25 protein-coding genes are annotated in these 24,853 nt (G+C 44.6%); 10 read left to right on the top strand and 15 right to left on the bottom strand.

Annotated elements, in window-relative coordinates:
• Positions 1 to 4: 4 nt before the first annotated feature.
• Genes GH808_RS13270 through pyrB form a run of 6 tightly spaced genes read right to left on the bottom strand, consistent with a single transcriptional unit; the run spans position 5 to position 4,975 of the window.
• Entirely contained in the window at positions 5 to 910 is a 906-nt protein-coding gene (locus GH808_RS13270; protein ID WP_186843274.1) for a dihydroorotate dehydrogenase, read from the bottom strand.
• Positions 903 to 1,604, bottom strand: coding sequence for a dihydroorotate dehydrogenase electron transfer subunit (locus GH808_RS13265; RefSeq protein WP_186843273.1), 702 nt, complete (start codon positions 1,602 to 1,604; stop codon positions 903 to 905). Before GH808_RS13265 ends, GH808_RS13270 begins: the two co-directional genes overlap by 8 nt.
• Positions 1,595 to 2,455 carry an orotidine-5'-phosphate decarboxylase gene (pyrF, locus tag GH808_RS13260; protein ID WP_207722335.1) on the bottom strand — a complete coding sequence of 287 codons (861 nt, stop codon included), beginning with the start codon at positions 2,453 to 2,455 and terminating at the stop codon, positions 1,595 to 1,597. The genes GH808_RS13265 and pyrF overlap by 10 nt, the downstream gene beginning before the upstream one ends.
• Positions 2,430 to 3,602, bottom strand: a complete 1,173-nt coding sequence (locus GH808_RS13255) for a dihydroorotase (RefSeq protein ID WP_186843272.1) — start codon at positions 3,600 to 3,602, stop codon at positions 2,430 to 2,432. The genes pyrF and GH808_RS13255 overlap by 26 nt, the downstream gene beginning before the upstream one ends.
• 15 nt (positions 3,603 to 3,617) lie before the next feature.
• Positions 3,618 to 4,052: an aspartate carbamoyltransferase regulatory subunit gene (locus GH808_RS13250; RefSeq protein WP_186843271.1), complete on the bottom strand. Its 435-nt coding sequence runs from the start codon at positions 4,050 to 4,052 to the stop codon at positions 3,618 to 3,620.
• Positions 4,049 to 4,975, bottom strand: a complete 927-nt coding sequence (pyrB, locus tag GH808_RS13245) for an aspartate carbamoyltransferase (protein ID WP_186843270.1) — start codon at positions 4,973 to 4,975, stop codon at positions 4,049 to 4,051. Before pyrB ends, GH808_RS13250 begins: the two co-directional genes overlap by 4 nt.
• Before the next feature lie 292 nt (positions 4,976 to 5,267).
• On the opposite strand from pyrB, the gene GH808_RS13240 reads away from it, so the two are divergent.
• Complete coding sequence (locus GH808_RS13240; RefSeq protein WP_186843269.1) at positions 5,268 to 6,161, top strand: fumarylacetoacetate hydrolase family protein; 894 nt, start codon at positions 5,268 to 5,270, stop codon at positions 6,159 to 6,161.
• Between the two features lie 222 nt (positions 6,162 to 6,383).
• Here GH808_RS13240 and GH808_RS13235 read toward each other — a convergent pair whose 3' ends face one another.
• The 5 genes from GH808_RS13235 to GH808_RS13215 all read right to left on the bottom strand — a co-directional run bounded on the left by GH808_RS13235 (position 6,384) and on the right by GH808_RS13215 (position 11,700).
• Complete coding sequence (locus GH808_RS13235) at positions 6,384 to 7,184, bottom strand: hypothetical protein (RefSeq protein ID WP_186843268.1); 801 nt, start codon at positions 7,182 to 7,184, stop codon at positions 6,384 to 6,386.
• The gene (locus GH808_RS13230) at positions 7,181 to 8,080 is read right to left on the bottom strand and encodes an ABC transporter ATP-binding protein (RefSeq protein ID WP_186843267.1); all 900 of its coding nucleotides are present in this window, start codon (positions 8,078 to 8,080) and stop codon (positions 7,181 to 7,183) included. Before GH808_RS13230 ends, GH808_RS13235 begins: the two co-directional genes overlap by 4 nt.
• A 214-nt stretch (positions 8,081 to 8,294) precedes the next feature.
• Positions 8,295 to 9,158, bottom strand: a complete 864-nt coding sequence (gene rsmA / locus GH808_RS13225) for a 16S rRNA (adenine(1518)-N(6)/adenine(1519)-N(6))-dimethyltransferase RsmA (RefSeq protein ID WP_186843266.1) — start codon at positions 9,156 to 9,158, stop codon at positions 8,295 to 8,297.
• A gap of 55 nt (positions 9,159 to 9,213) precedes the next feature.
• On the bottom strand, positions 9,214 to 9,858 hold the full coding sequence (locus GH808_RS13220; RefSeq protein WP_207722334.1) for an HAD hydrolase-like protein: 645 nt from the start codon (positions 9,856 to 9,858) through the stop codon (positions 9,214 to 9,216).
• Between the two features lie 15 nt (positions 9,859 to 9,873).
• The gene (locus GH808_RS13215; protein WP_186843265.1) at positions 9,874 to 11,700 is read right to left on the bottom strand and encodes a sensor domain-containing diguanylate cyclase; all 1,827 of its coding nucleotides are present in this window, start codon (positions 11,698 to 11,700) and stop codon (positions 9,874 to 9,876) included.
• 245 nt (positions 11,701 to 11,945) lie between these two features.
• On the opposite strand from GH808_RS13215, the gene GH808_RS13210 reads away from it, so the two are divergent.
• From GH808_RS13210 to hisIE, 9 genes are all read left to right on the top strand, one after another.
• The gene (locus GH808_RS13210; protein ID WP_186843264.1) at positions 11,946 to 13,202 is read left to right on the top strand and encodes an ATP phosphoribosyltransferase regulatory subunit; all 1,257 of its coding nucleotides are present in this window, start codon (positions 11,946 to 11,948) and stop codon (positions 13,200 to 13,202) included.
• On the top strand, positions 13,203 to 13,823 hold the full coding sequence (gene hisG, locus GH808_RS13205; RefSeq protein ID WP_186843263.1) for an ATP phosphoribosyltransferase: 621 nt from the start codon (positions 13,203 to 13,205) through the stop codon (positions 13,821 to 13,823).
• Positions 13,824 to 13,837: 14 nt separating this feature from the next.
• Positions 13,838 to 15,118 (top strand): histidinol dehydrogenase, encoded by a 1,281-nt coding sequence (gene hisD, locus GH808_RS13200; protein ID WP_186843262.1) that lies wholly within the window; start codon positions 13,838 to 13,840, stop codon positions 15,116 to 15,118.
• Entirely contained in the window at positions 15,118 to 16,182 is a 1,065-nt protein-coding gene (hisC, locus tag GH808_RS13195) for a histidinol-phosphate transaminase (protein WP_186843261.1), read from the top strand. Before hisD ends, hisC begins: the two co-directional genes overlap by 1 nt.
• Positions 16,172 to 16,759, top strand: coding sequence for an imidazoleglycerol-phosphate dehydratase HisB (hisB, locus tag GH808_RS13190; RefSeq protein ID WP_186843260.1), 588 nt, complete (start codon positions 16,172 to 16,174; stop codon positions 16,757 to 16,759). Before hisC ends, hisB begins: the two co-directional genes overlap by 11 nt.
• A gap of 161 nt (positions 16,760 to 16,920) precedes the next feature.
• Positions 16,921 to 17,529 carry an imidazole glycerol phosphate synthase subunit HisH gene (gene hisH, locus GH808_RS13185; protein WP_186843259.1) on the top strand — a complete coding sequence of 203 codons (609 nt, stop codon included), beginning with the start codon at positions 16,921 to 16,923 and terminating at the stop codon, positions 17,527 to 17,529.
• Positions 17,526 to 18,245 (top strand): 1-(5-phosphoribosyl)-5-[(5-phosphoribosylamino)methylideneamino]imidazole-4-carboxamide isomerase, encoded by a 720-nt coding sequence (hisA, locus tag GH808_RS13180; protein WP_186843258.1) that lies wholly within the window; start codon positions 17,526 to 17,528, stop codon positions 18,243 to 18,245. Before hisH ends, hisA begins: the two co-directional genes overlap by 4 nt.
• On the top strand, positions 18,239 to 18,997 hold the full coding sequence (hisF, locus tag GH808_RS13175) for an imidazole glycerol phosphate synthase subunit HisF (RefSeq protein ID WP_186843257.1): 759 nt from the start codon (positions 18,239 to 18,241) through the stop codon (positions 18,995 to 18,997). Before hisA ends, hisF begins: the two co-directional genes overlap by 7 nt.
• Positions 18,998 to 19,008: 11 nt before the next feature.
• Complete coding sequence (hisIE, locus tag GH808_RS13170) at positions 19,009 to 19,629, top strand: bifunctional phosphoribosyl-AMP cyclohydrolase/phosphoribosyl-ATP diphosphatase HisIE (protein WP_186843256.1); 621 nt, start codon at positions 19,009 to 19,011, stop codon at positions 19,627 to 19,629.
• A 150-nt stretch (positions 19,630 to 19,779) separates the two neighbouring features.
• Here the strand turns inward: hisIE and gshAB are convergent, their stop codons facing one another.
• The 4 genes from gshAB to GH808_RS13150 all read right to left on the bottom strand — a co-directional run bounded on the left by gshAB (position 19,780) and on the right by GH808_RS13150 (position 24,718).
• Positions 19,780 to 22,098, bottom strand: a complete 2,319-nt coding sequence (gshAB, locus tag GH808_RS13165) for a bifunctional glutamate--cysteine ligase GshA/glutathione synthetase GshB (protein WP_186843255.1) — start codon at positions 22,096 to 22,098, stop codon at positions 19,780 to 19,782.
• 203 nt (positions 22,099 to 22,301) lie between these two features.
• Positions 22,302 to 22,994, bottom strand: a complete 693-nt coding sequence (locus GH808_RS13160; protein ID WP_186843254.1) for a CpsD/CapB family tyrosine-protein kinase — start codon at positions 22,992 to 22,994, stop codon at positions 22,302 to 22,304.
• Between the two features lies 1 nt (position 22,995).
• On the bottom strand, positions 22,996 to 23,688 hold the full coding sequence (locus GH808_RS13155; RefSeq protein ID WP_186843253.1) for a YveK family protein: 693 nt from the start codon (positions 23,686 to 23,688) through the stop codon (positions 22,996 to 22,998).
• A gap of 43 nt (positions 23,689 to 23,731) precedes the next feature.
• Positions 23,732 to 24,718 carry an LCP family protein gene (locus GH808_RS13150; protein WP_186843252.1) on the bottom strand — a complete coding sequence of 329 codons (987 nt, stop codon included), beginning with the start codon at positions 24,716 to 24,718 and terminating at the stop codon, positions 23,732 to 23,734.
• Positions 24,719 to 24,853: the final 135 nt, after the last annotated feature.

The raw sequence follows: 24,853 nt of genomic DNA, 5'->3' as shown, positions 1-24,853 counted from the left end.
TTAACTAGAAAATTCCCCGGACTTCCGCGATGTTGGCAAGTCCTTCTTTTTCGCAATAAGCCTGTAGTCCGTCGATGATATCAAGCGGTGCCAGGGGATTGACAAAGTTCATGGTCCCGACCTGAATGCAGGTTGCTCCCGCCATGATAAACTCCAGCGCATCTTCCCAGGTGCTGATTCCACCCATGCCCATCACCGGTATTTTCACCGCCTGACAGACCTGGTGGGTCATCCGCAGCGCAATCGGCTTGACGGCCGGACCGGACAAACCGGCATAGAGATTGTCAAAAACAACGGCCTTCTTTTTGTAATCAATGGCCATGCCCTGAACGGTGTTGATCAGTGAAATGCCCAGCGCCCCGGACTCTTCACAGGCTTTGGCGATGTCCGCAACCGAGTCGCCGTTGGGAGACAGCTTGACCATAACCGGATGGTTAGAAAGCTTAACGACCTTCTTGGTGATATCCCCGGCCGTTTTGGCTTTCATGCCATAGGCCATCCCGCCGGCTTTGACGTTGGGGCAGGAAATATTCAGTTCGATCAGCTTCACCTCGATGGCATTGAGCTTTTCGATTGCCTGCAGATAGGATTCCTCATCCTTGCCACCCACATTGACGACAGTGACCGTATCCAGTTCTTTCAGATGCGGCCATTCTTTTTCGATAAAAGCGTCGATACCGGGGTTTTCCAGGCCGATGCTGTTCATCAGGCCGGCCGGCGTTTCCCAGAGGCGGATGCCGGAATTTCCGGGTTTGGGTTCCAGTGTCAGTCCCTTTGAGCAGAGTCCCCCGAGTTTTTCCAGATCATAATAGGCTTCATATTCACGGCCGAAACCGAAGGTGCCGGAGGCCGGAACGACCGGATTCTTGAAAAGAATCTCGCCAAATTTCGTTGCGAGTTGTTTAGACATAAAACACCTCATCTCTCAAAAACACCGGGCCGTCCTGGCAGACTTTCCGGTTCCCGTATTTTGTCGCGCAGGTACAGCCCAGACAGGCACCGATGCCGCAGGCCATGTGCGCTTCCAGGGATACGTAAACCCGGTTTTCGGCCGGTACGACCTTCGCCACCGACTTCATCATCACTTCCGGTCCGCAGGTCACAACGACCTCGCCGGATGCTACCTGCAGTTGGTCGGTGATGATGCCGCCGATATCCAGATTCACTTCATCCGCCGCCTGCTCAAAGTCTTCCACACCATAGGCGACATCCCGAAAGCCCAGATAAACCCGGCATTTTCCATCCGGATTGTGCTTCCGGTAGTTTTTGACCAAATAGTAAAGCGGCGCAATCCCGATGCCCCCGCCGACCACGCAGAGGTCTCCGGTGATCCGGGGAAACCCGTTGCCCAGTGGGCCCTGCAGCGTCACATCACTCTGTGGTGTTAAGCGGGAGAGCATTTCGGTGCCCTTTCCGACCACCTGGTACAGGAATGTCAGTTTGCCGTCCTCGTAATCATGAACGCTGATCGGCCGCGACAACAACGGGTCTTTATCCCAGGCTCGCAGCATGAAGAACTGTCCGGGCAACACGTCGCCTTTAAACGCAACCGTCATCCGGCAAATCCCCCGACTGACAAATTCATTGCTTAAGACTACAGCCATTTAAGAATGTCCTCCTTCATTGCCAGCGTCGCATTGCGGATGTGCTCAGCAAACCCTTCATCCTCACAGCCAGCTTTCTGATGGCCGGTGATCAGACCGCGGGATGAGTTGACCACCGCACAGCGCGACCGTTTCAGGATTTCAGCGATATCCTCGCCTTTGCCGCCCTGGGCGCCGTAACCGGGCACCAGGAAGAAGGTGTGCGGACAGCGATTTTGAATCGCTTCAAATTCATCCGGACGGGTCAGTCCGACAACCGAGCCGATGGAACTGAATCCGCATTCGCCTCTGAATTCGCTGCCCCAGGCTTCAATTTTGTCGCCCATCACTTCGTAAATAAAATCATCCTGCACTTTCAGGTTCTGCAGATCAACTGCTGAGGGATTGGAGGTGCGCTGCAGCACAAAAATGCCTTTATCGCTGTTTTTAATATAGGAATAATAGGGCGATACTGCATCCTCGCCCATATAGGCATTGACGGTCATGATATCCACCTCGAAATCGCCGGTGAAATGACCTTTGGCGTACTGTTCCCCGGTGGAAGAGATATCCCCCCGCTTCACATCGCCGATCACAATGATGTTCTTGCTGCGGGCATATTTTACCGTTTCGCTGTAAGCCTTCAGTCCGTCCAGACCAAGGGATTCGTAACAGGCAATCTGAACTTTGTAGGTTGCTGCCAGATCCGCGGTCGCATCGATCACCTGCTTGTTGAATTCCGTAATTTTTTCACCGTCTGACCAGTCCTTTGCAATTAGATACTGCGGTAAAAATTTGAGCGTTGTATCCAGTCCGACACAAATCGGACCTTTCTTTATGGCGTCTTTATAGAGCCGATCTATTATCATCATATTTTATGTTTCCCTTCACCATCGTCATTAGTACTTTCCCCTTAAGGGTTTCGCCGCCAAAAGGATTGTTCCGGCTTTTTGAAATGAAATCTTTAGGATTGATTTTGCCTTCCCAGTTCAGATCAACCAGAACCAGATCCGCCGGATATTTTTCTTTAATCAGTCCGGCCTTTAAACCCATCCGTCTGGCCGGGGCGTCACTGAGCATCTCACTGAGTTTTTCCACGCCGATCCCATTTTGGCAAAATACCGTGTAATACATCGCAAACGCCATCTCAAAATTGTTGATCCCGGGGGCGCCTTTGAGTTTGTCTTCCTCGGAATGCGGTGCATGGTCAGTCCCGCACATATCAACGACGCAGTCTTTGATTCCTTCAATCAGCGCCCGGCGATCGGGATAGGTTCTAAACGGCGGATTGACCCGGTATTCCATGGCTGACGCGAAAAGATGATGGGGCGTGACCTCACAGCTGATATCCAGGCCTCGTTCTTTCGCTTCACGAATCGCATCCAGGGTCTCTTTTTTGCTGATATGGCAGACATGCAGATGGCCGCCGGTTTTTTCAAGCAACTCGACATCCCGCTGGACCAAGGATGTTTCCGGATCACAGTGGGCCGCCAGAATAAAATCGTTCTGGGCCGATGCTGCCAGTCCCCTGATCATGGTATCCTGATTCATGACCGACACGCCGTCGTTGGAGAAAACATTGGTAAACGGACGCAATGCTTCAAAATCAACCAGTTCCTCATCGCCAAAGTCTTTTGTCAGTGCCGCCACCTGAATGAGCTGGCAAAGATCAAGCTCCGCAGCCTTATCCAGGTTGTTTTGTAACGCATCCACATTGTCGATGATGGGTTTGGTGTTCGCCATCGCCACCAGCGAAGTAAATCCGCCTTTTAAAGCCGCTTTCATGCCCGTTTCCATGGTTTCCTTATACTCATACCCGGGATCTCTTAAGTGGCAGTGCATATCGATGAATCCCGGCATCAGCCCATGCCCTTCGCCGTCGATTTCCTCATCATAGGCGGCCCGAACCACGCCTTTTTCTTTGTACACTTTTTTTATTTTCCCATCTTCGATCAATACCTTGCCAGATCGCTGTCCTGCAGCATCAATGATTTCGACGTTTTTGATCAGGGTTTTCATGTGTCATCCTCCTTTTTAGTCCTCTTCAATAAAGGTTGTATATGCATCACAGTATTCACAGCGGTATTGTTTTTTCTCTTCGTTGACCAGATAAAATTTTATTTCTTTAACCGTTTCGTATTGGGTAATGCAGCGGGGATTTCGACATTTCATGATCCCGTTGACAACTTTTGGCAGGGTCAGTTTAATCTTTTTGTACATTTCACCATTTTTGACAAAGTTGATGGTGACATTGGGATCGATCAAACCGAGAACGGTCATATCGATTTGCATATCCGTTTCGATTTTAATCAGATCTTTTTGTTTCATTTTTTTGCTGGGAATATTTTTCAGGAGCACCACAACATCCTCAATATCATTAAGGTGCAGTTCCTTGTAGATTTCGAAACCATGACCGGCTTCAATATGATCAATGATGATCCCTTTTTTCAGCTTAGATACATTTATCATTTTTTATCCTCCACGCCCAAAAGTTTTGCAATCAATGCCATTCTCACATACATGCCGTATTTCGCCTGGTTAAAATACACCGCTCGCGGATCATCATCCACTTCGGTGGCGATCTCATTGACCCGCGGCAGGGGATGCATGACAATCATGTCCGCTTTGGCATTCTTCATTTTCTTTTTATCCAGCACATAGTAGTTTTTCAATCGCAGATATTCTTCTTCACTGACAAAACGTTCCCGCTGAACCCGGGACATATAGAGGATATCCAAGTCTCCGATCACCTCATCCAAATTATCCGTTTCTGTATAAACATGCGCATCCAGATGACCGAGGATATTCTCCGGCATTCGCAACTCCTTTGGTGAGATGAAAACAAACTTTACGCCCTGGTAACGATTCAGCATTTTTACCAGCGAGTGAATGGTCCTGCCAAAGAGCAAGTCGCCGCAGACGCCAACCACATGATGATCACATCCGCCCTTGAATTTCCGGATGGTCAGTAGATCGGTCAATGTCTGGGTTGGATGTTCGTGCCCCCCATCGCCGGCATTAATAATCGGCATTTCCTTGGCGAACTTCGATACCAGACGCGCGGTTCCTTCCCGCGGATGACGGATCACCGCAATATCCGAATAGCATTCAATGGTCCGAATGGTATCCCCTAAACTCTCTCCCTTGGATACTGATGAATTACTGGGGTCATCAAACCCGATGATCTCCCCACCTAAGCGAAGCATCGCAGCTTCGAAACTAAAACGTGTTCGCGTCGAAGGCTCATAAAAAAGGCTGGCTAATAATTTTCCCTTACAAACCAAAGAATAACCCTCTGGGTTTGCAATAATATTATCAGCCAGCTGCATAATCGATTCAATTTCATCTAACGAAAAGTCTCCAGGTTCGATTAAATGTCTTCCTTTTAACATAATGTTCCTCCTATCATTAACACAATTATGGGCAAAAAACTAGCCGCTTTAAAATAATAGCGGCATACTTTGAAATAGGCATTCTCCCTAATTAAATGTATCTTTTATTTTGCACCTCTATGCCACGCTTGATAAAAGCATGCATACTTAAATTACAATAATCATAATTTAATTATCAAAAATTGTCAATGCTCTTTCGTTAAAAGAAACCGTTATCTTAGGATATTATTTTGATCTGGAATTCCTGTCCAGATGATGTTATGATAAAATAAAGAAAAAGGAGGGATTCACAATGTATTTTGTAACGTATCAATATAATGCTTTTAGCGAAGGCGGTATCCTGACCGCAGATGGAAAAAAGGTTTTACCGATTACAACCATCGGCAAACAAATGGGTCTCAAATTTCCGGAACGATTAATCGATTTTATTCCCATGGCAACTGACGAATTATTATGCGATATCGACAAAATAATGACGGCCAACCCCAATCTTGGGATCAACCTCAACCTGGTCAAATTGTTGGCGCCGATTCCCAAGCCGCCAAGAAATATTTTTTGTCTTGGTAAAAACTATGCGGACCACGCGAAGGAAATCAAAAACATCCCTTCGTTGACCGAGCTGCCGGAAAGTCCAATTTATTTTTCCAAACTGCCGACATCCGTCACCGGTCCGGATACGGTTATTCTGTCGCATGCCAATGCCACCAAAGAAATTGACTACGAAGCGGAGCTGGCCATCGTTGTTGGGAAAAAGGGCGCTGATATTCCCAAGGAAAAAGCGGAGGAATACATCTTTGGTTATACCATCGCCAACGATATCACCGCGCGGGATTTGCAGAAAAAACATTCCCAGTGGTATAAGGGCAAAAGCCTTGACACCTTCTGTCCGCTTGGTCCAAAAATCCTGCATAAAAGTGCCTTGAAGATACCGTTTAATCTGGCCATAACCTGCCGGGTAAATGGTGAAGTCCGTCAGCATTCCACCACCAATCATATGATTTTCGACATTCCCACCATCATCAGTGACTTGTCCAAAGGAATGACTCTGCTGCCCGGAGACATCATTCTGACCGGAACGCCAGCCGGCGTCGGTGTTGCCCTCAATCCCCCGCAATTTTTACAGCATGGCGATAAAATCGAAACGGAAATCGAACAAATCGGCATCCTCAGAAACGTCATCGAATAATCACAAAAAGGAGCTTTTGAAAAAGCCCCTCAGGTTGTCGATAAAACCCGTACCGACCAATTGTTAATCTGTTGTATGCTGCAGAATCGGACACTCTTCGAGATGTCCGCTCTGATGCATAGAGCCTGCCCCTTAGGGTACAACATGATGTAACAATTGTCGGTACTACGTTAGTGTTTTGTCGCCAAGCTCAGGACTTTTAAAAAGCTCCCTTTTTTTGTTTCAGACCGGAAGGCGTTTGATACTGAAGACGCCAACGCCGGCTGCTAATAAAAGCAGACTGATGATTAAAAAACCGCTGCACACCATCACAACGCTCGTTTCACCATTAATAATGGCCATGCTGTTGAAGACCGTGTACAATGAGAATTTCCCCAAAAATGAAGTTTGTTCTGAGAGTCCGCTCAGCATGGTTAAGCTGAAAAACAGGATCGGAATGCCGGCTCCAAAGGTTAACGACAATTTCGTATTGTTAAATAAACAGGAAAAGAAAAAGCAGATCAGCCCAATCGTCACGGTCATCAGACAGGCGCTCAGGTTCAGCTTCATGAACAATGTCGTGTCAAGCATGCCGGGGAAAAAGTATCCACTGACTCCCACACCGACCAAAAAAAGGACCGCGAACAAAACAAAGATGGAGAGCACCATATACAGGCCCTGGGTGACAATAATTTTAATCCGGCTGTTCGGTGTCGCTAATAAACAGCCAAATGAACCGTCATAAACCCATTTTGCAACCAGACGATTTCCCAGGATAATGCAATAGACCATCGGAAAAAGATAAATTAAAAAGCCGTAGAATAATCCGGCAATAAAACCGGTCAGTCCGCTGTCAATGGCACTGAGTCCCAGAATACTAACAAAGGTAGCCGGCAGTAAGGACAGCATGTCCAACAATGCCCCGGCGCCATCTGGGTTATACATAAATATAATGACCGCCAGATAGATCGACATCAAAACGATAAAAACTAATAATAACATCACGTTGTTTTTTATATCTTTAAGCAGCAATGGGATACTCATGCGGTTTCTTCCTCCTGACTGTAGTACTTGTGAAAAATTTCTTCCAATGTCTGAGTATTGGAGTTGAAAACTAAAACCTTTTCATGAGATAACACTTTAACCAGAACATCAATGCGATCTCCCTGACAGTAAATTTCATAATCTTTGTCCGAAAACTGTTTAAAACCAAAGCCGAATTTCTTCAGCTGTTCAAGATTGGGATGTGCCTCAAACCGCACAAAGTAGGATTTTATTTCTGCCGACTTCACTTGAATGATATCATCCTGTTCAACAAGGTGGCCTTCTTTCAGAATACCTACCCGATCACAGGTCCGTTCCACATTTTCAAACATCTGCGTCGCCATCAGAATCGTTTTGCCGCGGCGTTTTTCCTCAATGATCAAATCCAGAAAGCGCGACTGCATCAGCGGATCAAGTCCGTTTGTGGGTTCGTCCAGCACCAGAATTTCCGGATCATGCATGAAGGCCGTGACGATGGCCAGTTTTTGTTTCATATCCTTGGATAAATATTCAATTCTGCCACGCGTTTCCAATTCAAAGCGTTCGATCAGCGAATCTCTCAATTGGGTTTTCTTTGATCCGACTGCCCCCCGCATATGGGTGATGAAATTCAAGTATTCTTTTACCCGCATCCCGTCAAAAAAAGCGGTCTCCTCCGGAACATAACCAACTATTTTTTGAATGGCCGCCGCTTTTCTAAAGCAATTCAGCCCATTGATGGTTGCACTGCCTTTGCCAGGATGACTTAATCCCATCAAGACCCGAATTGTTGATGTTTTCCCGGCGTTCTTAGGTCCAATGTAACCGAATGTCTCCCCTTTTGCGACATTGAAATTCAAGTCAAATATTCCTTTGCTGCCTGAATACTTAAGGGTGATGTCCCTCGTTTCAATCATGCTTTCTCTCCTTTAAAAATATAGACTACCGTTAGCTTTGCACTTGGTTTCTACGAAACAGTTTTTACACTGTACGGCGGACAGTCTATTGACTGTTCGCCTACACGTTACAAAATTGTTTGTAGAAACCAAGCACAAAGCAACAATTGTTCGATTCATTTGAGTTTCGCAATTAATCTGGAAAACCGGCGGCGAAGCTCACGATAGTTTTTTCTCAAGCGGTGTATTTGTTCAGGTGATTTGAAATGTTTGCAAAGTCTTTTCCCGTCAGCATCTCACCGCGAATACCCGGTGCAATCCCGCATTCTTCCAGCACTTGAAGCAGCACCTCTTTATCAAAATGGGTATTCATGGTCAGGCCATTGATTAAGGTCTTGCGGCGATTGAGAAAGCTGGCTTTGACAATGGACAAAAAGAGTTTTTTGTTGTCACACTGAATTCGGGGCGTCGCCAGTTTTTTCAGGGTGACGACGATGGAATCCACCTTCGGTTTGGGAATAAATACATGCGACGGCACATTAAAATCGATTTTAATATCCGCATAAAACTGCGCAACAATACTCAGAGAACCGTAAGCCTTTGTGCCCGGCTCACCGCAAAGACGTTCGCCAACTTCCTTCTGAATTAGAAACGTCATCGATTCGATGGGTAAATCAGATTCCAAAAAGCCCATGATGATGGGCGTGGTGATATAATAAGGTAAATTGGCAATAATTTTAAACGGCATCGTTTCAATGTCATCACCAAGAATTTCTCGCACATTGGTCTTAAGAATATCGCCCTGAACGATTTCAACATTTTTACAGTCTTTCAGGGTTTCATTCAGCACCGGAATCAGCTTTTTATCGATTTCCACCGTGACCACTTTCCTCGCGTGCTCACTCAACACCTGAGTCATGGTTCCAATTCCGGGGCCGATTTCTAAAACCAGATCACCCGCATCGATTTCTCCCGCGTTTGCAATTTTATTGACAATATTCTCATCCGTCAGAAAATTCTGACCAAATCGCTTATTGAAGTGGATATCGTATTTTTTTAATAGTGTTTCAATTACCCTTGGCGACGTTAATTTTTCCATAAAATCCTTTCGATTTTCAAACTCTGTTTTCAGATTTAATACTGCTCAAACCATTTTATACTTTATTCTTTTTTTTTACAATATCAATGACATCCCATAAATTGTCGATCATAAAGGTGGGATTGTAGCGTTCGAGTGCATGAGGCGTGTTATATCCCCACTTAACCGCAACGATATCCACGCCCACTTTATGGCAGGCCTCGATATCCCGCGATTCGTCGCCAACATACAGCATTTCACTGGGTTTAAGATCAAATTTTCTTAATACTTTTTTTATTTTTTTGCTTTTTGACATCAACGCCGAGCACATGATAAATTCGATTTCCTCACTCATCTCGTAGGTGTTAAGAAATTGTGCCACAGTCTTTTTAATGTTAGAGGTCAAGATGCCGGTATGGTCGGTATCTCTCCTCAATTCTGTAAAAAAGGCATGGATGTCCGGACAGAACGCATTGATTTCACTGGATTCCGCCTTCAACAGCTTTTGTCCCTCTTTTATTGCTCTCGGAAACTGATAGAAGGGAATATCCACAATTTCTTTTATTTCTTTAATATGAAGATTTTTTATATGCTGTAATTCTTCCATTGTTACCGTGCTGTATTTATATTTTGCTGCCAGTTGATTGTATATGTTAAAGGCTTTCTCTTCAGTATCGGCGAGAGTACCATCAAAATCAAAAACCACACATTTATAGGTCATATATGACTCCTCTATTTAATCGTTAATTGTTGCTTTGTATTTCTTTATTTTCTCTTTTACATCCAATTCCAAATCTTTGCTGTAAACATAATAGTCAGCATTCAAATGCTGAGCTTCATGCATGGCAGCACTTCCAAAGCGAACGAGATCTTCTTTGGATTTTGCATGTTCCGGAAATTTTGAAACACCGATATGGCTTCCCAGATTTATTTGAGAATCCTTCACAGCAAAGGGAATCCTCAATAACTCGGTAATTAATTTACAGAGCTCCGCGGTTTTTTCCATATTAACCTCGCACGGATAGAACAATACAAATTGATTCGAATAGCGACGGACAAAAAGCCCGTACTTGCCAATGGCGCTGTACAAGCGCTCACTGATTGACCGCATCACCTGATCTTCAGCACTCTGTCCGAACCCGTCGGCAATAACATAAAGACCTTTGATGTGGATGAATAACAGAAACAGATGCTTGTCCTGTCTTTTCCCGTTTTTTTCAAAGTAATTGTCCAGTACCTGATCCAATTTATAGCGATTGGGCAGTTTTGTAACGGGATCAATCGCGAAGGAATCCTCAATGGCTTTTCGCTGTTCAATCGTTTCGGTGATATCAATTCCAACGAGAATGTTCACGAATTCATTGTTTTTTCTAGTAAATGTCGCATGATCCCACTGAATATAATGCATGCTGCCGCTAAAATCTTTCAATGGCATCGGTCTTGCAAAATTCATATTGTCCTGAACAAAATTCCGGTGGGCGCGACTTAGTTTTCCGAAGATTTCAAGCAGTTGCTTTCCGCGAGCCGCTTCAGCATTGATTCCGATCAGGTGACTAACCGGATTATTGATACTTTTGACACTAAAATCACTGTTGCATTCAATATACAAAAGACTGCAGTTGTTTAAAACGGTATCTTTATAAATCAGCTGCGAATTGAGCTCGTCTCTTAAATCGACCTGCTTCGTTATATCCTGAAGAATGCCGACCGTTCTTAAATGTTCATTTGAATTCGAAAAGGTATGTCGAATTCTCAGATAAATATCAAGTGTTTTCCCCAGATTGTTCTTGATCCGATACTGGGTATCCACTTTTTTCTGAGACTGGAACGCATTTAAAAAGGCTTTCCATACCCTGTTCTGATCATCTTCGTAAGCCATCGCATAAATAACATCAAGCGTCGGCTCAATCTCACCCTCTTCATAGCCTAGTATACTATAAAGTTCCCGCGACCAATAGATTTTTTTTGTGGCGTAATCGATTTCCCAATATCCCAATTTGGCCAAATGTTGTATTTCCAACAACTTGTCCTGTTGCTGCATGATGTAATCATCTTTTTCATTTGTCTTTTTCAGATCGACAGCAGTGATACAATAATACTTCTGCGGCCCTTTCTTCCGGGTTTCGATTTCAATTAACCGAATCGTAAGATGAAAGGGCGTGACATCGCCATTATTGCGAAAATAATTGACGTCAAATTCATAGAAGCCGCGTTCTCTGATCGCTTTTCTGAATGCTTCCTGATGATCGCCATGAATATAATCAGTCTGAATCCGCTGAATATTTTTTCCAATCAGCTTCTCCGGCGTTTTTCCGCAATAGTTAAAAAACTGATCATTCGCAATTTTAATGATCCCTTCACCGTCGATGAGACAAGCACAATCTGTAACCTGGTTAATTAATCCGGCAAAAAAGCACTTTTCGATTTCGCTTGCTTCCATTTTTTGTCTGAATGATTTAAATATCAGCAATGCCAATACACTACAGCATAAAAAACCACCGGCCGCAACGGCTGCGATCATGATGATATGCTCAACTGAAAAGAATTTGGAATAATCAATCATTCGAATACCTGACTTTCTGATGTTGTATTTTTTATTCAGACCGTTCAAAAATGAACATTTTTAAATTTATACTTTCACTCTGCGTGTAACTAGCATATCATTCACGTGATTTGCCTTTAAATCATAAGTATACTATAATAAATTATTATTAAAAACCCATTAAAAGCTTTGACAAATAAAAATTAAGTGTTAAAATAGTGTTATCACTTTATCAAACTACAGTAATGAAGTATTGGAGGTTCATCATGCTCTTTAATTATACCATTGACGGCTTTGAAAATATTCAACATCAGGATTATTTTTCATTGGAAAAAATCACCTGTAAACTCATGTCGCTTTATCGGTCGTACGGATATCACCAGATATCCACACCAACCTTTGAAACCTATGATCTCTACGTTCACGAAGATTCTATTCCCAGCGACGATCTTTTTAAGCTGGTCAATCATCAAGGCAAGGTGTTGGTGTTAAAACCGGATGCCACCTTGCCGATTACCCGAATGGCTGCCATGAATCATCCCCATTCTGATGAAATCATAAAATATTCTTATCAATCCAATATTTACCGTAATTTTTCTTCACCAGAAATGATAAAAAAAGAAATTACTCAAATCGGGATTGAGTATTTCGGGAACAACAGTCCCGAATGTGATGGTGAAGTGATTGCGCTGGCGATTCTGTCCCTGCTTGAAAATGGCATTGCCGATGTTCATATCGATCTCGGTCATGTCGGATTCACCAATTATCTTTTTGATGAACTGGATTTATCCGAAACAGAGCGGGAAACACTTTTTCGATACATCGAGAACAAGAACATCGGCGATATTGCTGCCTACTTGAGCGGGCTGGATATGGCTGCCGATAAAAAAGACATCATTTTAAAACTGCCCACACTTTACGGGCAACCCAAAAATGTCCTCAAAGAAATGAAAACGCTCTGTATCAACACCAAAATGGAATGGGTCGTCGAACAGATTGCGGAAATATATCATCATCTGGAGGTCATCGGACTCGCCAAATATGTGATCTTTGACCTGGGCTTCACCAATCAAATGAACTACTATACTGATATCAATTTTAAAGGCTATATCAGCAACTGCGGTGAACCGGTAATCAGCGGCGGACGTTATAACAATTTATCCGAAAAATTCGGTATCCCCCGGCCGGCATGTGGCTTTGCTATCGATCTGCTTAAAGTCATTGATTATATGGAAGAGGAAAATCTGCTGCCGCAGGACGATCAAACCCGGACGATCATCTTCTATGCCGCTGATGACAAAGCTCGCGCTTATCAATTTGCGCAAAAGTTAAGAGCCAATCATGTTATGGCGGAAGTTTTTATCATAAAAAGCGCCTGGGACGATCATCTGCGCAGCCTGCAAAAAAACCAGCTCTACAAAAATGCGAAAATTTATTTCTTATCTGAAGGTCAGTTTTTCGCTGAAAAAAACGGTGAATTCCAACCGCTTGATTCCCTAGAAATTGAAAGTGAGGTTAACTAAATGGTAATTCGTTTTGCCCTCGCAAAGGGCCGCGTTGCAAAAAAGGCCATTGAACTGCTGATTGAATTGGGTTATATTTTCGAGGATTACTCCGAAAAAAGCCGGAAACTGATTTTTACCGATACCACCGGAACGATCGAATTCTTTCTGGTGAAATCACCGGATGTCCCCATCTATGTCGAAAAAGGGGCCGCCGATATTGGAATTGTCGGCAAAGATGTCCTGCTCGAGCATCCCGCTCAAGTCTATGAAATGCTGAACCTGAATATCGGGCGTTGCAAAATGTGTGTTGCCGGATTTAAAGACCGCCCCATCCCCTATGGAAAAAAACTGGTCGTCGGCACCAAATATCCGGTCATTGCCAAAAATTATTTTCACACAAAAGGACAATTAGTTGATATCATTAAGATCAACGGATCGGTCGAGCTGGCACCACTGATCGGCTTGTCCGACTGCATCGTCGATATTGTTGAAAGCGGCAATACATTGAAAGAAAACGGTCTGACCGTATTGGAAGAAATCTGTGACATCAGTTCCCGTCTGATCGTCAATCAGGTCAGTTTGAAAACCAAGCATGAGCTCATCGACCCCATCATCAAGGAATTCGAAAAACAGCTTTGAGAAAGGAAGCCATTATGAAAACTGTTATCTATGATAAAAATAAAGATCTTGAAAAACTTCTGAAACGCAATGATGATGCCCGAGACGACATCCGAAACGCCGTCCTGGAAATCATCAAAGGCGTAAAAACGGATGGTAATGCGGCGCTGCTGTACTATACTCAGACATTGGATCACTGCGAATTGACCCAGCTACAGGTCACTGAAGCAGAAATCCAGGAAGCCTTTGATTCTGTCCCGGACAGCCTGCTTGACATCATCAGAGAAGCGGCCGGCAATATCCGGGCATTTCACGAAAAGCAGCTGGAAACCACCTGGACCTACGAACCAAAGCCCGGCGTTGTGCTCGGACAGCATATTACCCCGATTGGACGCGTCGGACTTTACGTGCCGGGCGGAAAAGCTACCTATCCCTCCACCGTTTTAATGGATGCCATCCCCGCCCTGGTTGCCGGTGTTGAATCGCTGGTGATGGTGACTCCGCCCGGGCGTGACGGAAAAATCAACCCCAATATTCTGGCCGCCGCCAAAATTGCCGGTGTTCAGGAAATTTATAAAATCGGCGGTGCCCAGGCAATTGCCGCCCTCGCCTACGGCACCGAAACCATCAAACCGGTGAATAAAATTGTCGGACCCGGAAATATCTATGTGGCCACCGCCAAAAAAGAAGTTTTCGGCAAAGTCGACATCGATATGATTGCCGGCCCCAGCGAAGTGCTGATCATCGCCGACGAACATGCCAATCCCGTTTATGCCGCCGCCGATCTGCTGTCCCAGGCCGAACACGATGAAATGGCGATGCCGATTCTGGTCACCACTTCGGAGGATCTGGGCAAGCAGGTGATTGCAGAAGTGTACCGACAAATCGAGGCCGATCTGGGCCGCAAGGATATCGCCAGAAAATCAGTGGATGATTTCGGCTTTGTTTTTATCGTCAACGATCTCGATGAAGCCTTTGAACTGTCGAACCAGATTGCTCCAGAGCATTTAGAACTGCTGATTGAAAATCCCATGAGCGCGCTGGAAAAAGTGAAAAATGCCGGTGCAATTTTCATGGGTGCCTACACACCGGAACCGCTGGGTGATTATTTTGCTGGACCTAACCATACCCTGCCGACTTCCGGCACAGCTAAATTTTCTTCGCCATTGGGCGTTTATGACTTTATTAAAAAATCCAGCATCCTGTCTTATGATCAGCGTTGCCTTGGCGATGTCTATCAGAAAATTGCGGCCTTCGCGCGATCAGAAGGCCTGGATGCTCACGCAAAAGCAGTTGAAAGGCGGTTTGAAAACTAATGGAAAACTTGATCAGAAAAAATATCCAAAACCTCGTTGCCTACAAGGTCGACGCCCCGCAATATGAAATCATCGTCAATGCCAATGAAAGTCCCTATGATTTTCCGATGATTCTGAAACGCAAATTCACCGATGAGATCTGCAATACCGATCTCAACCGTTACCCCGAAGCCTGCTTTCCCGAATTGCTGAAAGCGCTCAGCGATTATACCGGCATTCCCACGGATGGCATCATTTGCGGATCAGGCTCCGACGAGCTGATTGCCATGATCAACCAGGCTTTTGTCAATCCCGGTGATGTCGTGGTATCGCATTCGCCATCCTTTGATATGTACAATATCTGGGCCAACATTTCGGATTCCCGGCATATCCGGGTACCGGATCTGCCCGGCCATCTCCCGGATGTTGACGGCCTGATCAAAGCCGCCTGCGACAATCAGGCCAAGCTTTTGTACCTCTGCAACCCCAACAACCCGACCGGTTACATCTTTCCGAAGCAGGATATCATCAAAATATTGGATGCCGTTCCATCGCTGGTGGTACTGGATGAAGCCTATATCGAATTTTTTGGTGAATCTGGTGTCGATCTGCTGGCCAATTATCCACGGCTGCTGATTCTTCGTACCTTATCGAAAGCCTTTGGCCTGGCCGGGATTCGCTGCGGCTATGCCTTGGGAAACAAGCCGGTTATCGATGTCCTTTATAAGGTCAAAGCCCCGTATAATCTGAATGTGCTGACCCAAAAACTGGCCGTACTTGCGCTACAGAACCGGGACAAGACGTTGAAAAATCTTGCCGAAATCAAATCCGAACGGGAAAAAGTGATGGCTGTTCTAAAAGAATTCCCTAACCTCACCGTTTATCCTTCCGGTTCAAACTTTATCTATTTTGAAACGCCGCTGGCTGAAAAAATTTATGAAGCCCTGCTCAGCCGCAATATCCTGATCAAACGTTTCAAAGAAACCGGCACCTGTCCTGAAAGCATCCGTTTTTCAATGGGCAAACCGAAGGAAAACCAAAAGATTCTGGAAATTATCCGGGAGGTCGTGTACAATGAAGCGTGAAAGTTCATTAAAACGGGCCACCACGGAAACCGATGTTTCCCTTGCTTTGAACATTGACGGCTCCGGAATCGCCAGAATCAGTACCGGCGTCGGGTTTTTCGACCACATGCTGACGCTTTTTACTAAACACGGAAAGTTTGATTTAAACATTGAAGCCAGCGGCGACAAGGCCGACAATCATCATGCCATTGAAGATATTGGCATCCTGCTCGGCAAGGCATTTTATGAAGCTCTGGGCGACAAAGCCGGTATCAACCGCTATGCTTTCCAATTCACGCCGATGGATGAGGCGTTGTGCCGAACCTGCGTGGATATCAGCGGACGCGGTTATCTCGTCTTCGATGTGCCGCTGACCCGGGAGTTTATCGGCGATTTTGAAACCGAACTGCTGGAAGAATTCTTCGTTGCCTTTACGGCCAACAGCAAAATGACCCTTCACATCGCTTCCCTGTATGGAACCAACAACCATCATATTGTCGAAGGCATTTTCAAATCACTGGGTCGCACGTTGAAGACCGCCTGCGCCATTGAGGCCGGCAACACCGAGATTCCTTCAACCAAAGGAATCATTGAATAATTACGTCCGTGAGCTTCGCTGTCGGTTTGCGCGAATCAATGTGTACACTGTACGGCGGACAGTCTTAGGACTGTTCGCCTACACGTTACCACATTGATTGCGCAAACCGGCATCAAAGCAACTTTTGTTCAGACTTTTTAAAAATACAAGGAGGAACGCGATTGATAGCAATTGTCGATTACGATGTCGGAAATTTAAAAAATGTCTATACCGCCCTGGGGGATGTCGGCCTGGAAGGCGTCATCACGCGGGATAAAAAAATACTGGATCAGGCTGAAGCGATTATTCTTCCCGGCGTTGGCGCATTTTCAGATGCCATGGCTAATTTGAGAAAATTTGATCTGATCGATGCGCTCGATGCCAACGTGAAGAAGGGGAAATTTCTGCTCGGCATCTGTCTGGGGATGCAGCTTCTTTTTGATAAAAGCTATGAAGACGGCGAATTTTCAGGCCTTTCCTATATCCCCGGAGAAATTGTCAAATTCACTGCCCCCGGTATCAAGATTCCCCATATGGGATGGAACAATCTGATCATCAACCGGGAAAGCCTGTTGGTGAAAAACATCAGCAATGAGGATTATGTCTATTTTGTCCACTCCTACTACGCTGTGCCAGCCGATTTCAATGATGTCGTCGCTTATGCCGAATACAGCGTTAAGGTTCCCGGCATTGTGCAGCGAGATAATGTCATCGGAATGCAGTTTCATCCCGAGAAAAGCTCCGCAGTCGGGCTGCAATTATTAAAAAACTTTAAGGAGATATTATCATGATTGTTTTTCCTGCAATTGATTTAAAAAACGGTAAATGTGTTCGTTTGATGCAAGGACAAAAAGACGCAGAGACCATTTATTTTGATAATCCGGTCGATGTCGCCCTCAACTGGCAGTCTAAAGGCGCTGAATACCTGCACCTGGTTGATCTGGACGGCGCTTTTGACGGTCAGCCCAAGAATCTCGAGCTGATCAAAAAAATTGTCGAAGCTCTTGATATTCCCGTTGAGCTCGGCGGCGGCATCCGGACGCTGGAGATCGCCAAAGAATACATCGATAGCGGTGTTTCGCGCATTATCATCGGCACTCAGGCGGTTAAAGATTTTGGTTTCATCGAAAAACTGCTGGATCTCTATGATGACAAAGTCTGCGTCTCGATTGATGCCAAGAACGGCATCGTCTGTACCGAAGGATGGGTTGAAAACAGCAATATCGAAGCCCTGGAGCTGGCCAGTAAACTGGAACGGTACGGACTGTCAACCCTGGTCTACACCGATATTTCCAAAGACGGCATGATGACCGGTCCCAATTTCGAAATGCTCGGTGTGCTCAATAATAATCTGAATATGGATATCATCGCCTCCGGCGGCATTTCCTGTATTGAAGATATGAAACGGCTGAATTCAATGGGTCTGTACGGTGCGATTACCGGAAAAGCGCTTTATGAAGGCACCATCGATCTTGAAGCGCTGATCGCGGAGCTTAAATCATGCTGACCAAACGGATCATCCCCTGTCTGGATGTCGATCACGGCAGGGTTGTCAAAGGAAAAAAATTTCAGAACATCCAGGACGTTGCCGACCCTGTTGAATTGGGCCGTTACTATTCCGAACAGGGCGCGGACGAGCTGGTTTTCTATGACATTACCGCCACATATGAAGACCGGGATATTTTCATCAATATTGTCGAAAAAGTGGCTGAGGCCATTCGCATTCCCTTCACCATCGGCGGCGGCATCAGCAAAGTTGAAGATTTCCGAAAGGTTCTGATGGCTGGCGCGGACAAGGTTTCCGTCAACTCCTCCGCCGTTAAAAACCCCCAGCTGATCCGGGAAGCTGCGCTGAAATTCGGTTCCCAGTGTGTGGTGCTTTCCATCGATGCCAAACGGAATCATCAGGGTTCCTGGGACGTTTATGTCAAAGGCGGTCGTGAAAACACCGGAATTGACGCCATCGCATGGGCGCAACGCGGTCAAAGCCTCGGCGCCGGAGAAATCTGCATCAATTCAATCGATACCGATGGCGTAAAAAAAGGCTACGATCTTGAACTGAATAAAAAACTTTCAGAACTGCTGACCATCCCTATCATTGCTTCCGGCGGGGCCGGAAAAATGCAGGACTTTGCCGATGTTCTGAAAGTTGGCGCCGACGCTGCCCTGGCCGCCTCGGTATTCCATTATAAAGAAATTCTGATCTCTGATCTGAAAAATTATCTGCACGATCAACAAATTCCCGTGAGACGGGTTTAGAAAGGTTAATTATGGATTTATCAACGATTAAATACAACGACGCTGGACTTGTTCCAGCTATTGTCCAAGACTACAGCACCCGCCAGGTTTTAATGATGGCCTGGATGAATGAAGACGCCTTAAAACAAAGCATTGAAACCAAAAAAGCGACTTTCTACAGCAGAAGCCGACAGCAGCTATGGGTTAAAGGCGAAACATCCGGTAACTTTCAAACAATTATTTCAATCGACTACGACTGCGATGGGGATACCCTGCTGCTTCAGGTGATACCGGCCGGGCCGGCCTGTCATACCGGAAACACCAGCTGTTTCTATCGAAATATGATGACCGACGAAACAAATGCGCTCGGCAATATTGACATTCTGCCGAAACTCTTTGCCTTGATTGCCGACCGCAAAAGCAACCCGGTCGAAGGGTCTTACACCAACTACCTGTTCCGGGAAGGGGTCGACAAAATCGGCAAAAAAATCGGCGAAGAGTCAGCCGAAACGATCATTGCCGCCAAGAACAATGACCCGGATGAACTGATCTATGAATCTTCCGATCTGATCTATCATCTGTTTGTGATGCTCAACAACCAGGGCGTTGATTTAACGTCCATTTTCAAAGAACTGACCAAGCGCCACAAATAGCGTTAACTTAATTTAACTTAAGCTTAACACAAATAAAAGTTTACCTAAAGGTTTGAGAACTATCATATAGTTGCGAGATGAAAATCTCCCCTTTTTCTTTTCATTCCTAATATAAAAAAACAGCAGGTCATCCGGACCTGCTGTTTTTTTTTAATCGGCCAAACCGATGGTTTTTAATATGTTATAGCCAAGACGACGTTCTTTTCCTTCAAACGGATAAGCTTGCATCATAATGGCCGGATTGAAGTTCAGTTCAATAATACCGAATGCCGACTCGGGATTGCTATAGTCTTCAATGATGATATCCACCCCACAGAATTTTGCGCCAAAAGCCCGTACCGCCTTCATGGCAATTTCACTAAAACGGGGATGCATCTTATCGGTATAATCGATGCTGTCTCCGCCGGTGCTGATGTTTGAATTGCCACGCAGATAAACAAGTTCTCCCGGCCGGGGAACGGTTGAAGCCGAAATGCCCTGTTGTTTCAAAAACAGCTGTGCCTGATCATCCAGCTTGATTTTTTTCAGAGGACTCGTATAACCATCACCGCGATAGGGATGCTCATTTTTCTTGTCGATCAACGCCTGAACGGTGTGGATACCGTCGCCCACCACATTCGCGGCTCTGCGATGCAGTACCGCAACAACTTCATCACCCATGGTCAGAAAGCGGTATTCCAATCCGGCTACATAAGCTTCGATCAGAATTGTATGATCATACGCAAACGCGATTCGGGCGCCTTCCAGAAGCTCCTCAATGGTCCCGCCGCGATCATAAATGCAGATGCCTAAACCGAAATTTGTCGATTTTGGTTTGATGACCACCTTTTTCCCAACATAATTGGGAAGCTTGAGTCTTGCTTCGTCAACGGAAAAAAACTCTTCACCTGCTGGAACAGGGATGCCATTTTCCTTGAGAATCATTTTCGTGACCACCTTGTTTTCCATCAGTAATGGGGTAATATAGGTGTCGGCACTCGTTTTAGTCGCCTGTTTCACATACTCTTTATGGCCGTCTTTTTCGAGGGCGATGATATTATCCGCGGCATCCATCGGCGTCACTTTAATGCCGCGGGTGATTGCCTCTTTGATTAAAATTTGCGTCGACAATTCCCATTGCTCAAACCCCTTCAGGCAATAGCGTCTGCTTACCGAATCGGTTCGGTACTCATTGGCCAGCTCCAGATTGGCATTGAGATAACCTTTTTCAGTCATCAGCTGTTTGAGGCGCTCGGCATAGGTTGTCTGCGGATTTCGCAAACGGTTTTGCATCACCTCGATGCAATGGTCCTGCTTCAAATCCAGATACTCATTGATCTCAGCTATTTTTTCCAGGATATCCTCCGCCCACGCTGTTTTCAACGTCCAATGGCGGTGATCCAGCAGTTCCAGGTCCGCTTTCAGGCCATGTTCAGCCACTTTGACCTCATTGATCAGGGCTTCCTGCTGCCAGGTGTCGAAAGACTCTTCCCCTTCCAGTAGCAGAAACAGCATAAAGATGTTCAGAAATTCAAGATCAACCTTTGCAATGCCGCATTTGTCAAATACATTCAGGTCGATGGTGCGAATCTCAAGATACTGAATACCGTCGGCTTTCAACGATCCCAATACATCATTAAACTTCTTTGGCTTTAACCGAATCTGAGCGTATAACTCCTTGGCTTCCGAAATATCGCCGCGCTTGATGTATTCTTCGATGCTAGCGATAAACTCATCGACCGAAGCATAGCTCGGATATAAATCAATTTCATTCTTATAGCCGCTGCAGCTGCCGTTTCGCGCTGATGTTCCATCTTGACTTAAAAAGGTCTCACTGCTATCCACTTCTTCCATGCACGCTAAACATTTTTCGATGTATGACCCATGTAATCCGGGCGTGCATCCCAACAGAAAAACAATCAGCCAGCGATAACGCAGAAAATTTCTTAATACTTTCAAATAGATTTTATCCTTGAAATCGCGGTAGGATAATTCACCGCCGGATTCTCTGAAAAGGGTCTCCAGAACGTCATCACTGAATGAAAAATTATAATGAATGCCAGAAATCAGCTGCCGTTTCCCACCATATTTTTTAATCAGCTTTTCGCGGTATGCTCTTGCTTTTTTGCCTTCTTCGCCCTGATATTCGGCGATGGGGATGTCCTCGTCCTCCGGGATATCGCAGGGCATCGAATAAGGCCAGTAAAGCTCATTGTTTTCGTTTATTTCATTAATCACAATATCCGTTAACGCCTCCAGAAAATGATAGGCATCATCCACCGAATCAAACACCGGGGTAATTATTTCCACCTGACTTTCTGAAAAATCGGTGGTAATATACGGATTTCCCAGTTTGTCACCAAATATCGAAGGATGTGGGGTTAATGCAAGTTTTCCCTGCGGCGTAACCCGAAGTCCTTCCCTCTCGAGACCAACCCCCGCCGATAAAATGCGCTCAGGTGTCATTTTATTTTTTAAAATTTCAATCATGCCAATAACCTTTCCGTTGTCGTACAGATGAAATGGTGTAAACTGTACAAAAATTTGTATTATTATACCATAAAAACCAGAAATTCCAACTTAACTAATTCCTTTTGTTTTATCGGAATAATCGTTTTTAAACATGAATGAGATCTGCTTTTTTTCGCACCAACAGAACGATCAACCAGAAGCCGGACTGTTGATTGACAAACCTATTCAACCTTATCCTGAGCATACTTGCTGTACCGGTAATAATTGGCATTTTTCTTGTATTTAACTTTGGTCAGGACAACGCCGATGATTGTTGCGCCGACCTTATCCAGGGCTTTTTTAGCTTCCACGACCAGTGCTTTTTTTGTTTCCTGAGCTTCCACTACCAGAAGCACCCCATCAACTGCTTTCGAGACAATGCTGGCATCCGCAAAGCTTAAAACGGGCGGCGCATCGATCAGGATGAAATCATATTCGTTCCGGCATGCCCTGATCATCTCCTCAAAAGAATCCGAATTCAACAGCTCCGTCGGTGATACCTGTTTGTTTCCCGCCGTCAGGACTTCCAGTTTTTCCAGGTTCGGAATTTTATTGACCGCAACCTCAATCGGCAAATCATCGACCAGCATGTTCGACAAACCGGGCTGCCGTTTATTAATATCAAAAATCGTATTCACATGCGGCATTCTCAAGTCGGCATCGATCAACAATACCCTTTTGTCCGCCTGGGCAAGGGTGACCGCCAAATTGCAGATCGTGGTGGTTTTTCCTTCCTGTTTACCGGCACTGGTCATCAGCATTACCTGATATTTATTTTTAACATTCTTGAAATTCAGATTGGTCCGCAGCAGTTTATAGCTCTCCGTGGCAAACGATTTAGGATCGCTCAGTGTTACCAAACTTGAAAAAGTCATTTTATTTCGCCTCCCCTTTGAATTCCGGAATGCTTCCTAGGACCGACACGCCGATCAGATTTTCGATATCTTCTTCATCTGTTACCGTATCTTTAAGGATAAACATCATAATTACAATGATCAGGGAAATCAACAAACCCAGGGCGCCACCGATCATGGTGTTCAGAAACAGATTAGGTGAAACCGGTGTCTGCGGTACCAAAGCCTGGTCCAGAATCCGAATATTCTCAACCCCAACGATTTGGGCAGCCGCTACGGTTATTTGTTTTGCTAATTCATCCGAAACCTTTTTGGCTATTAAGGGATCTGAATTTCTAAACCCAACCGTAAAAAGTCGGGAGTCACTGATATTTTCAATCACGATATTATTCTGAAACGCGATATAAGAAATGTTCAACCCGGTATTTTTTACAACTTCATCAATTACCAAACGCGTCAATGCTATTTGCTTGTAGTCAATCAGCAACTGGCTATTCGCTTCTAATTGGCCTAAAGAAATTCCGATTGATCCCATCGCGGAATCTTCACTGCCGATATATAGAACTGTTTTTGCTTCATAAACAGGCGTCACATATTTAGCTGACACCAAATAGGCTGAACCGAAACCGACAATTGTAAGTAATAATATCAGCCACCATTTTTTAACAATAATATCTATCAACTCTTTTAAATCAATATCTTTTGTTGTATCCATCTTTATCACCCTTCCTTAATAAACACCTTAGCTGCCTTCTATTTTACTTCCAATTTTCTAAATTCATTTCTTCTTTATTAATGAACAAACTCTTGATCATATCTAAATCTTCCTGATTGTACAGCTCATACCATAATCCATCGATGACTTCCGAGTATGTTTGCAAACGGTAATTTTCATAGATAATATTTTCATCCTCGTTACTCATTTTAATATAATCCGTAATCTTTGCAACTTTCGCATCAGTCGTGATCCCATTATTATAATAGGTTCCAACCAGTTTGAGTTTCTCTTTGAGACTGGTTGATTTCAAATATTCCATCAAAGAAATAACCACCTCCTGTTGTCTGCCAATCCGTCCATAATCGACATCACTGTCACTGCGAAACCTGACATAATAAAGCGCTTTTCTTCCATTTAAGACCTGATTCCCTTCTTTAATGACAAGTTTGTCACCATAATAGAAATCTTTTTTGGCATTGATTGTGACGCCCCCGACACTATCGATAATTTTAGAAAATGTATCAAAATTCAAGCGGATCGAAAAATCGAGTTTGATACCTAAAAGTTCTTCAATCACTTGATCTGCTAATTCGCTTCCGCCATAAGCAAAAGCCGCATTAATTTTGGCGATACCATATCCGGGAATATCAATCCGTAAATCTCTTGGAATTGAAACAATGACCATCTTCTTTAATGAGGGATCATACTTAATTACCATAATGATGTCACTTCTACCCTCTTCTGTGTATTTGTCATCAATTCCGTAGATGGCAAAAACAACCGTTTTTCGTGTATCGATCATTTTAAACAACTCTTCATTGTTCTGATCCAGCACATCTTGTATCGACGATTCAGAATTCTCATTTAATGTAACGTCACTCCCCTCATCTGACCCTTGAAACTGCTCAGAAGATGTAGACCCATTTGTCAGATTCATATTGGAATTTATAAATCCATAGATAATGAATCCTACAATCAGCAAAATAAAAGCAAGTGGTATCAGAAGCATTTTGCGCTTTTTCATCATTCAATTTCTCCTTCCTATAATGTCAAGCCTCAAATCATTGATTTTTAAGGCTTTTATTTAAATAGTTACCTCGCTAAGTAGAGCTAAAAGTGCAGAACAGTCATTATATCTTGTACTGAATAGCTAAAAATAGGT

The sequence above is a fragment of the Acetobacterium fimetarium genome (assembly GCF_014284475.1).
Classification (GTDB): Bacteria; Bacillota; Clostridia; order Eubacteriales; family Eubacteriaceae; genus Acetobacterium; species Acetobacterium fimetarium.
The sequence above is the reverse complement of the archived record's forward strand: the minus strand, read 5'-3'. Positions and strand labels throughout refer to the sequence as shown.

Bases quoted from the DNA above. Each gene is read 5' to 3' on its own strand.
- GH808_RS13235 (WP_186843268.1), bottom strand. From the start codon at position 7,184: ATGAGTATCCCATTGCTGCTTAAAGATATAAAAAACAACGTGATGTTA.
- GH808_RS13210 (WP_186843264.1), top strand. From the start codon at position 11,946: ATGCTCTTTAATTATACCATTGACGGCTTTGAAAATATTCAACATCAG.
- GH808_RS13240 (WP_186843269.1), top strand. From the start codon at position 5,268: ATGTATTTTGTAACGTATCAATATAATGCTTTTAGCGAAGGCGGTATC.
- hisB (WP_186843260.1), top strand. From the start codon at position 16,172: ATGAAGCGTGAAAGTTCATTAAAACGGGCCACCACGGAAACCGATGTT.
- GH808_RS13220 (WP_207722334.1), bottom strand. From the start codon at position 9,858: ATGACCTATAAATGTGTGGTTTTTGATTTTGATGGTACTCTCGCCGAT.
- GH808_RS13150 (WP_186843252.1), bottom strand. From the start codon at position 24,718: ATGATGAAAAAGCGCAAAATGCTTCTGATACCACTTGCTTTTATTTTG.
- pyrF (WP_207722335.1), bottom strand. From the start codon at position 2,455: ATGATGATAATAGATCGGCTCTATAAAGACGCCATAAAGAAAGGTCCG.
- hisF (WP_186843257.1), top strand. From the start codon at position 18,239: ATGCTGACCAAACGGATCATCCCCTGTCTGGATGTCGATCACGGCAGG.
- hisC (WP_186843261.1), top strand. From the start codon at position 15,118: ATGGAAAACTTGATCAGAAAAAATATCCAAAACCTCGTTGCCTACAAG.
- rsmA (WP_186843266.1), bottom strand. From the start codon at position 9,158: ATGGAAAAATTAACGTCGCCAAGGGTAATTGAAACACTATTAAAAAAA.
- GH808_RS13215 (WP_186843265.1), bottom strand. From the start codon at position 11,700: ATGATTGATTATTCCAAATTCTTTTCAGTTGAGCATATCATCATGATC.
- hisIE (WP_186843256.1), top strand. From the start codon at position 19,009: ATGGATTTATCAACGATTAAATACAACGACGCTGGACTTGTTCCAGCT.
- GH808_RS13230 (WP_186843267.1), bottom strand. From the start codon at position 8,080: ATGATTGAAACGAGGGACATCACCCTTAAGTATTCAGGCAGCAAAGGA.
- hisA (WP_186843258.1), top strand. From the start codon at position 17,526: ATGATTGTTTTTCCTGCAATTGATTTAAAAAACGGTAAATGTGTTCGT.
- GH808_RS13270 (WP_186843274.1), bottom strand. From the start codon at position 910: ATGTCTAAACAACTCGCAACGAAATTTGGCGAGATTCTTTTCAAGAAT.
- GH808_RS13265 (WP_186843273.1), bottom strand. From the start codon at position 1,604: ATGGCTGTAGTCTTAAGCAATGAATTTGTCAGTCGGGGGATTTGCCGG.
- GH808_RS13155 (WP_186843253.1), bottom strand. From the start codon at position 23,688: ATGGATACAACAAAAGATATTGATTTAAAAGAGTTGATAGATATTATT.
- GH808_RS13255 (WP_186843272.1), bottom strand. From the start codon at position 3,602: ATGAAAACCCTGATCAAAAACGTCGAAATCATTGATGCTGCAGGACAG.
- GH808_RS13160 (WP_186843254.1), bottom strand. From the start codon at position 22,994: ATGACTTTTTCAAGTTTGGTAACACTGAGCGATCCTAAATCGTTTGCC.
- GH808_RS13250 (WP_186843271.1), bottom strand. From the start codon at position 4,052: ATGATAAATGTATCTAAGCTGAAAAAAGGGATCATCATTGATCATATT.
- hisG (WP_186843263.1), top strand. From the start codon at position 13,203: ATGGTAATTCGTTTTGCCCTCGCAAAGGGCCGCGTTGCAAAAAAGGCC.
- pyrB (WP_186843270.1), bottom strand. From the start codon at position 4,975: ATGTTAAAAGGAAGACATTTAATCGAACCTGGAGACTTTTCGTTAGAT.
- hisD (WP_186843262.1), top strand. From the start codon at position 13,838: ATGAAAACTGTTATCTATGATAAAAATAAAGATCTTGAAAAACTTCTG.
- gshAB (WP_186843255.1), bottom strand. From the start codon at position 22,098: ATGATTGAAATTTTAAAAAATAAAATGACACCTGAGCGCATTTTATCG.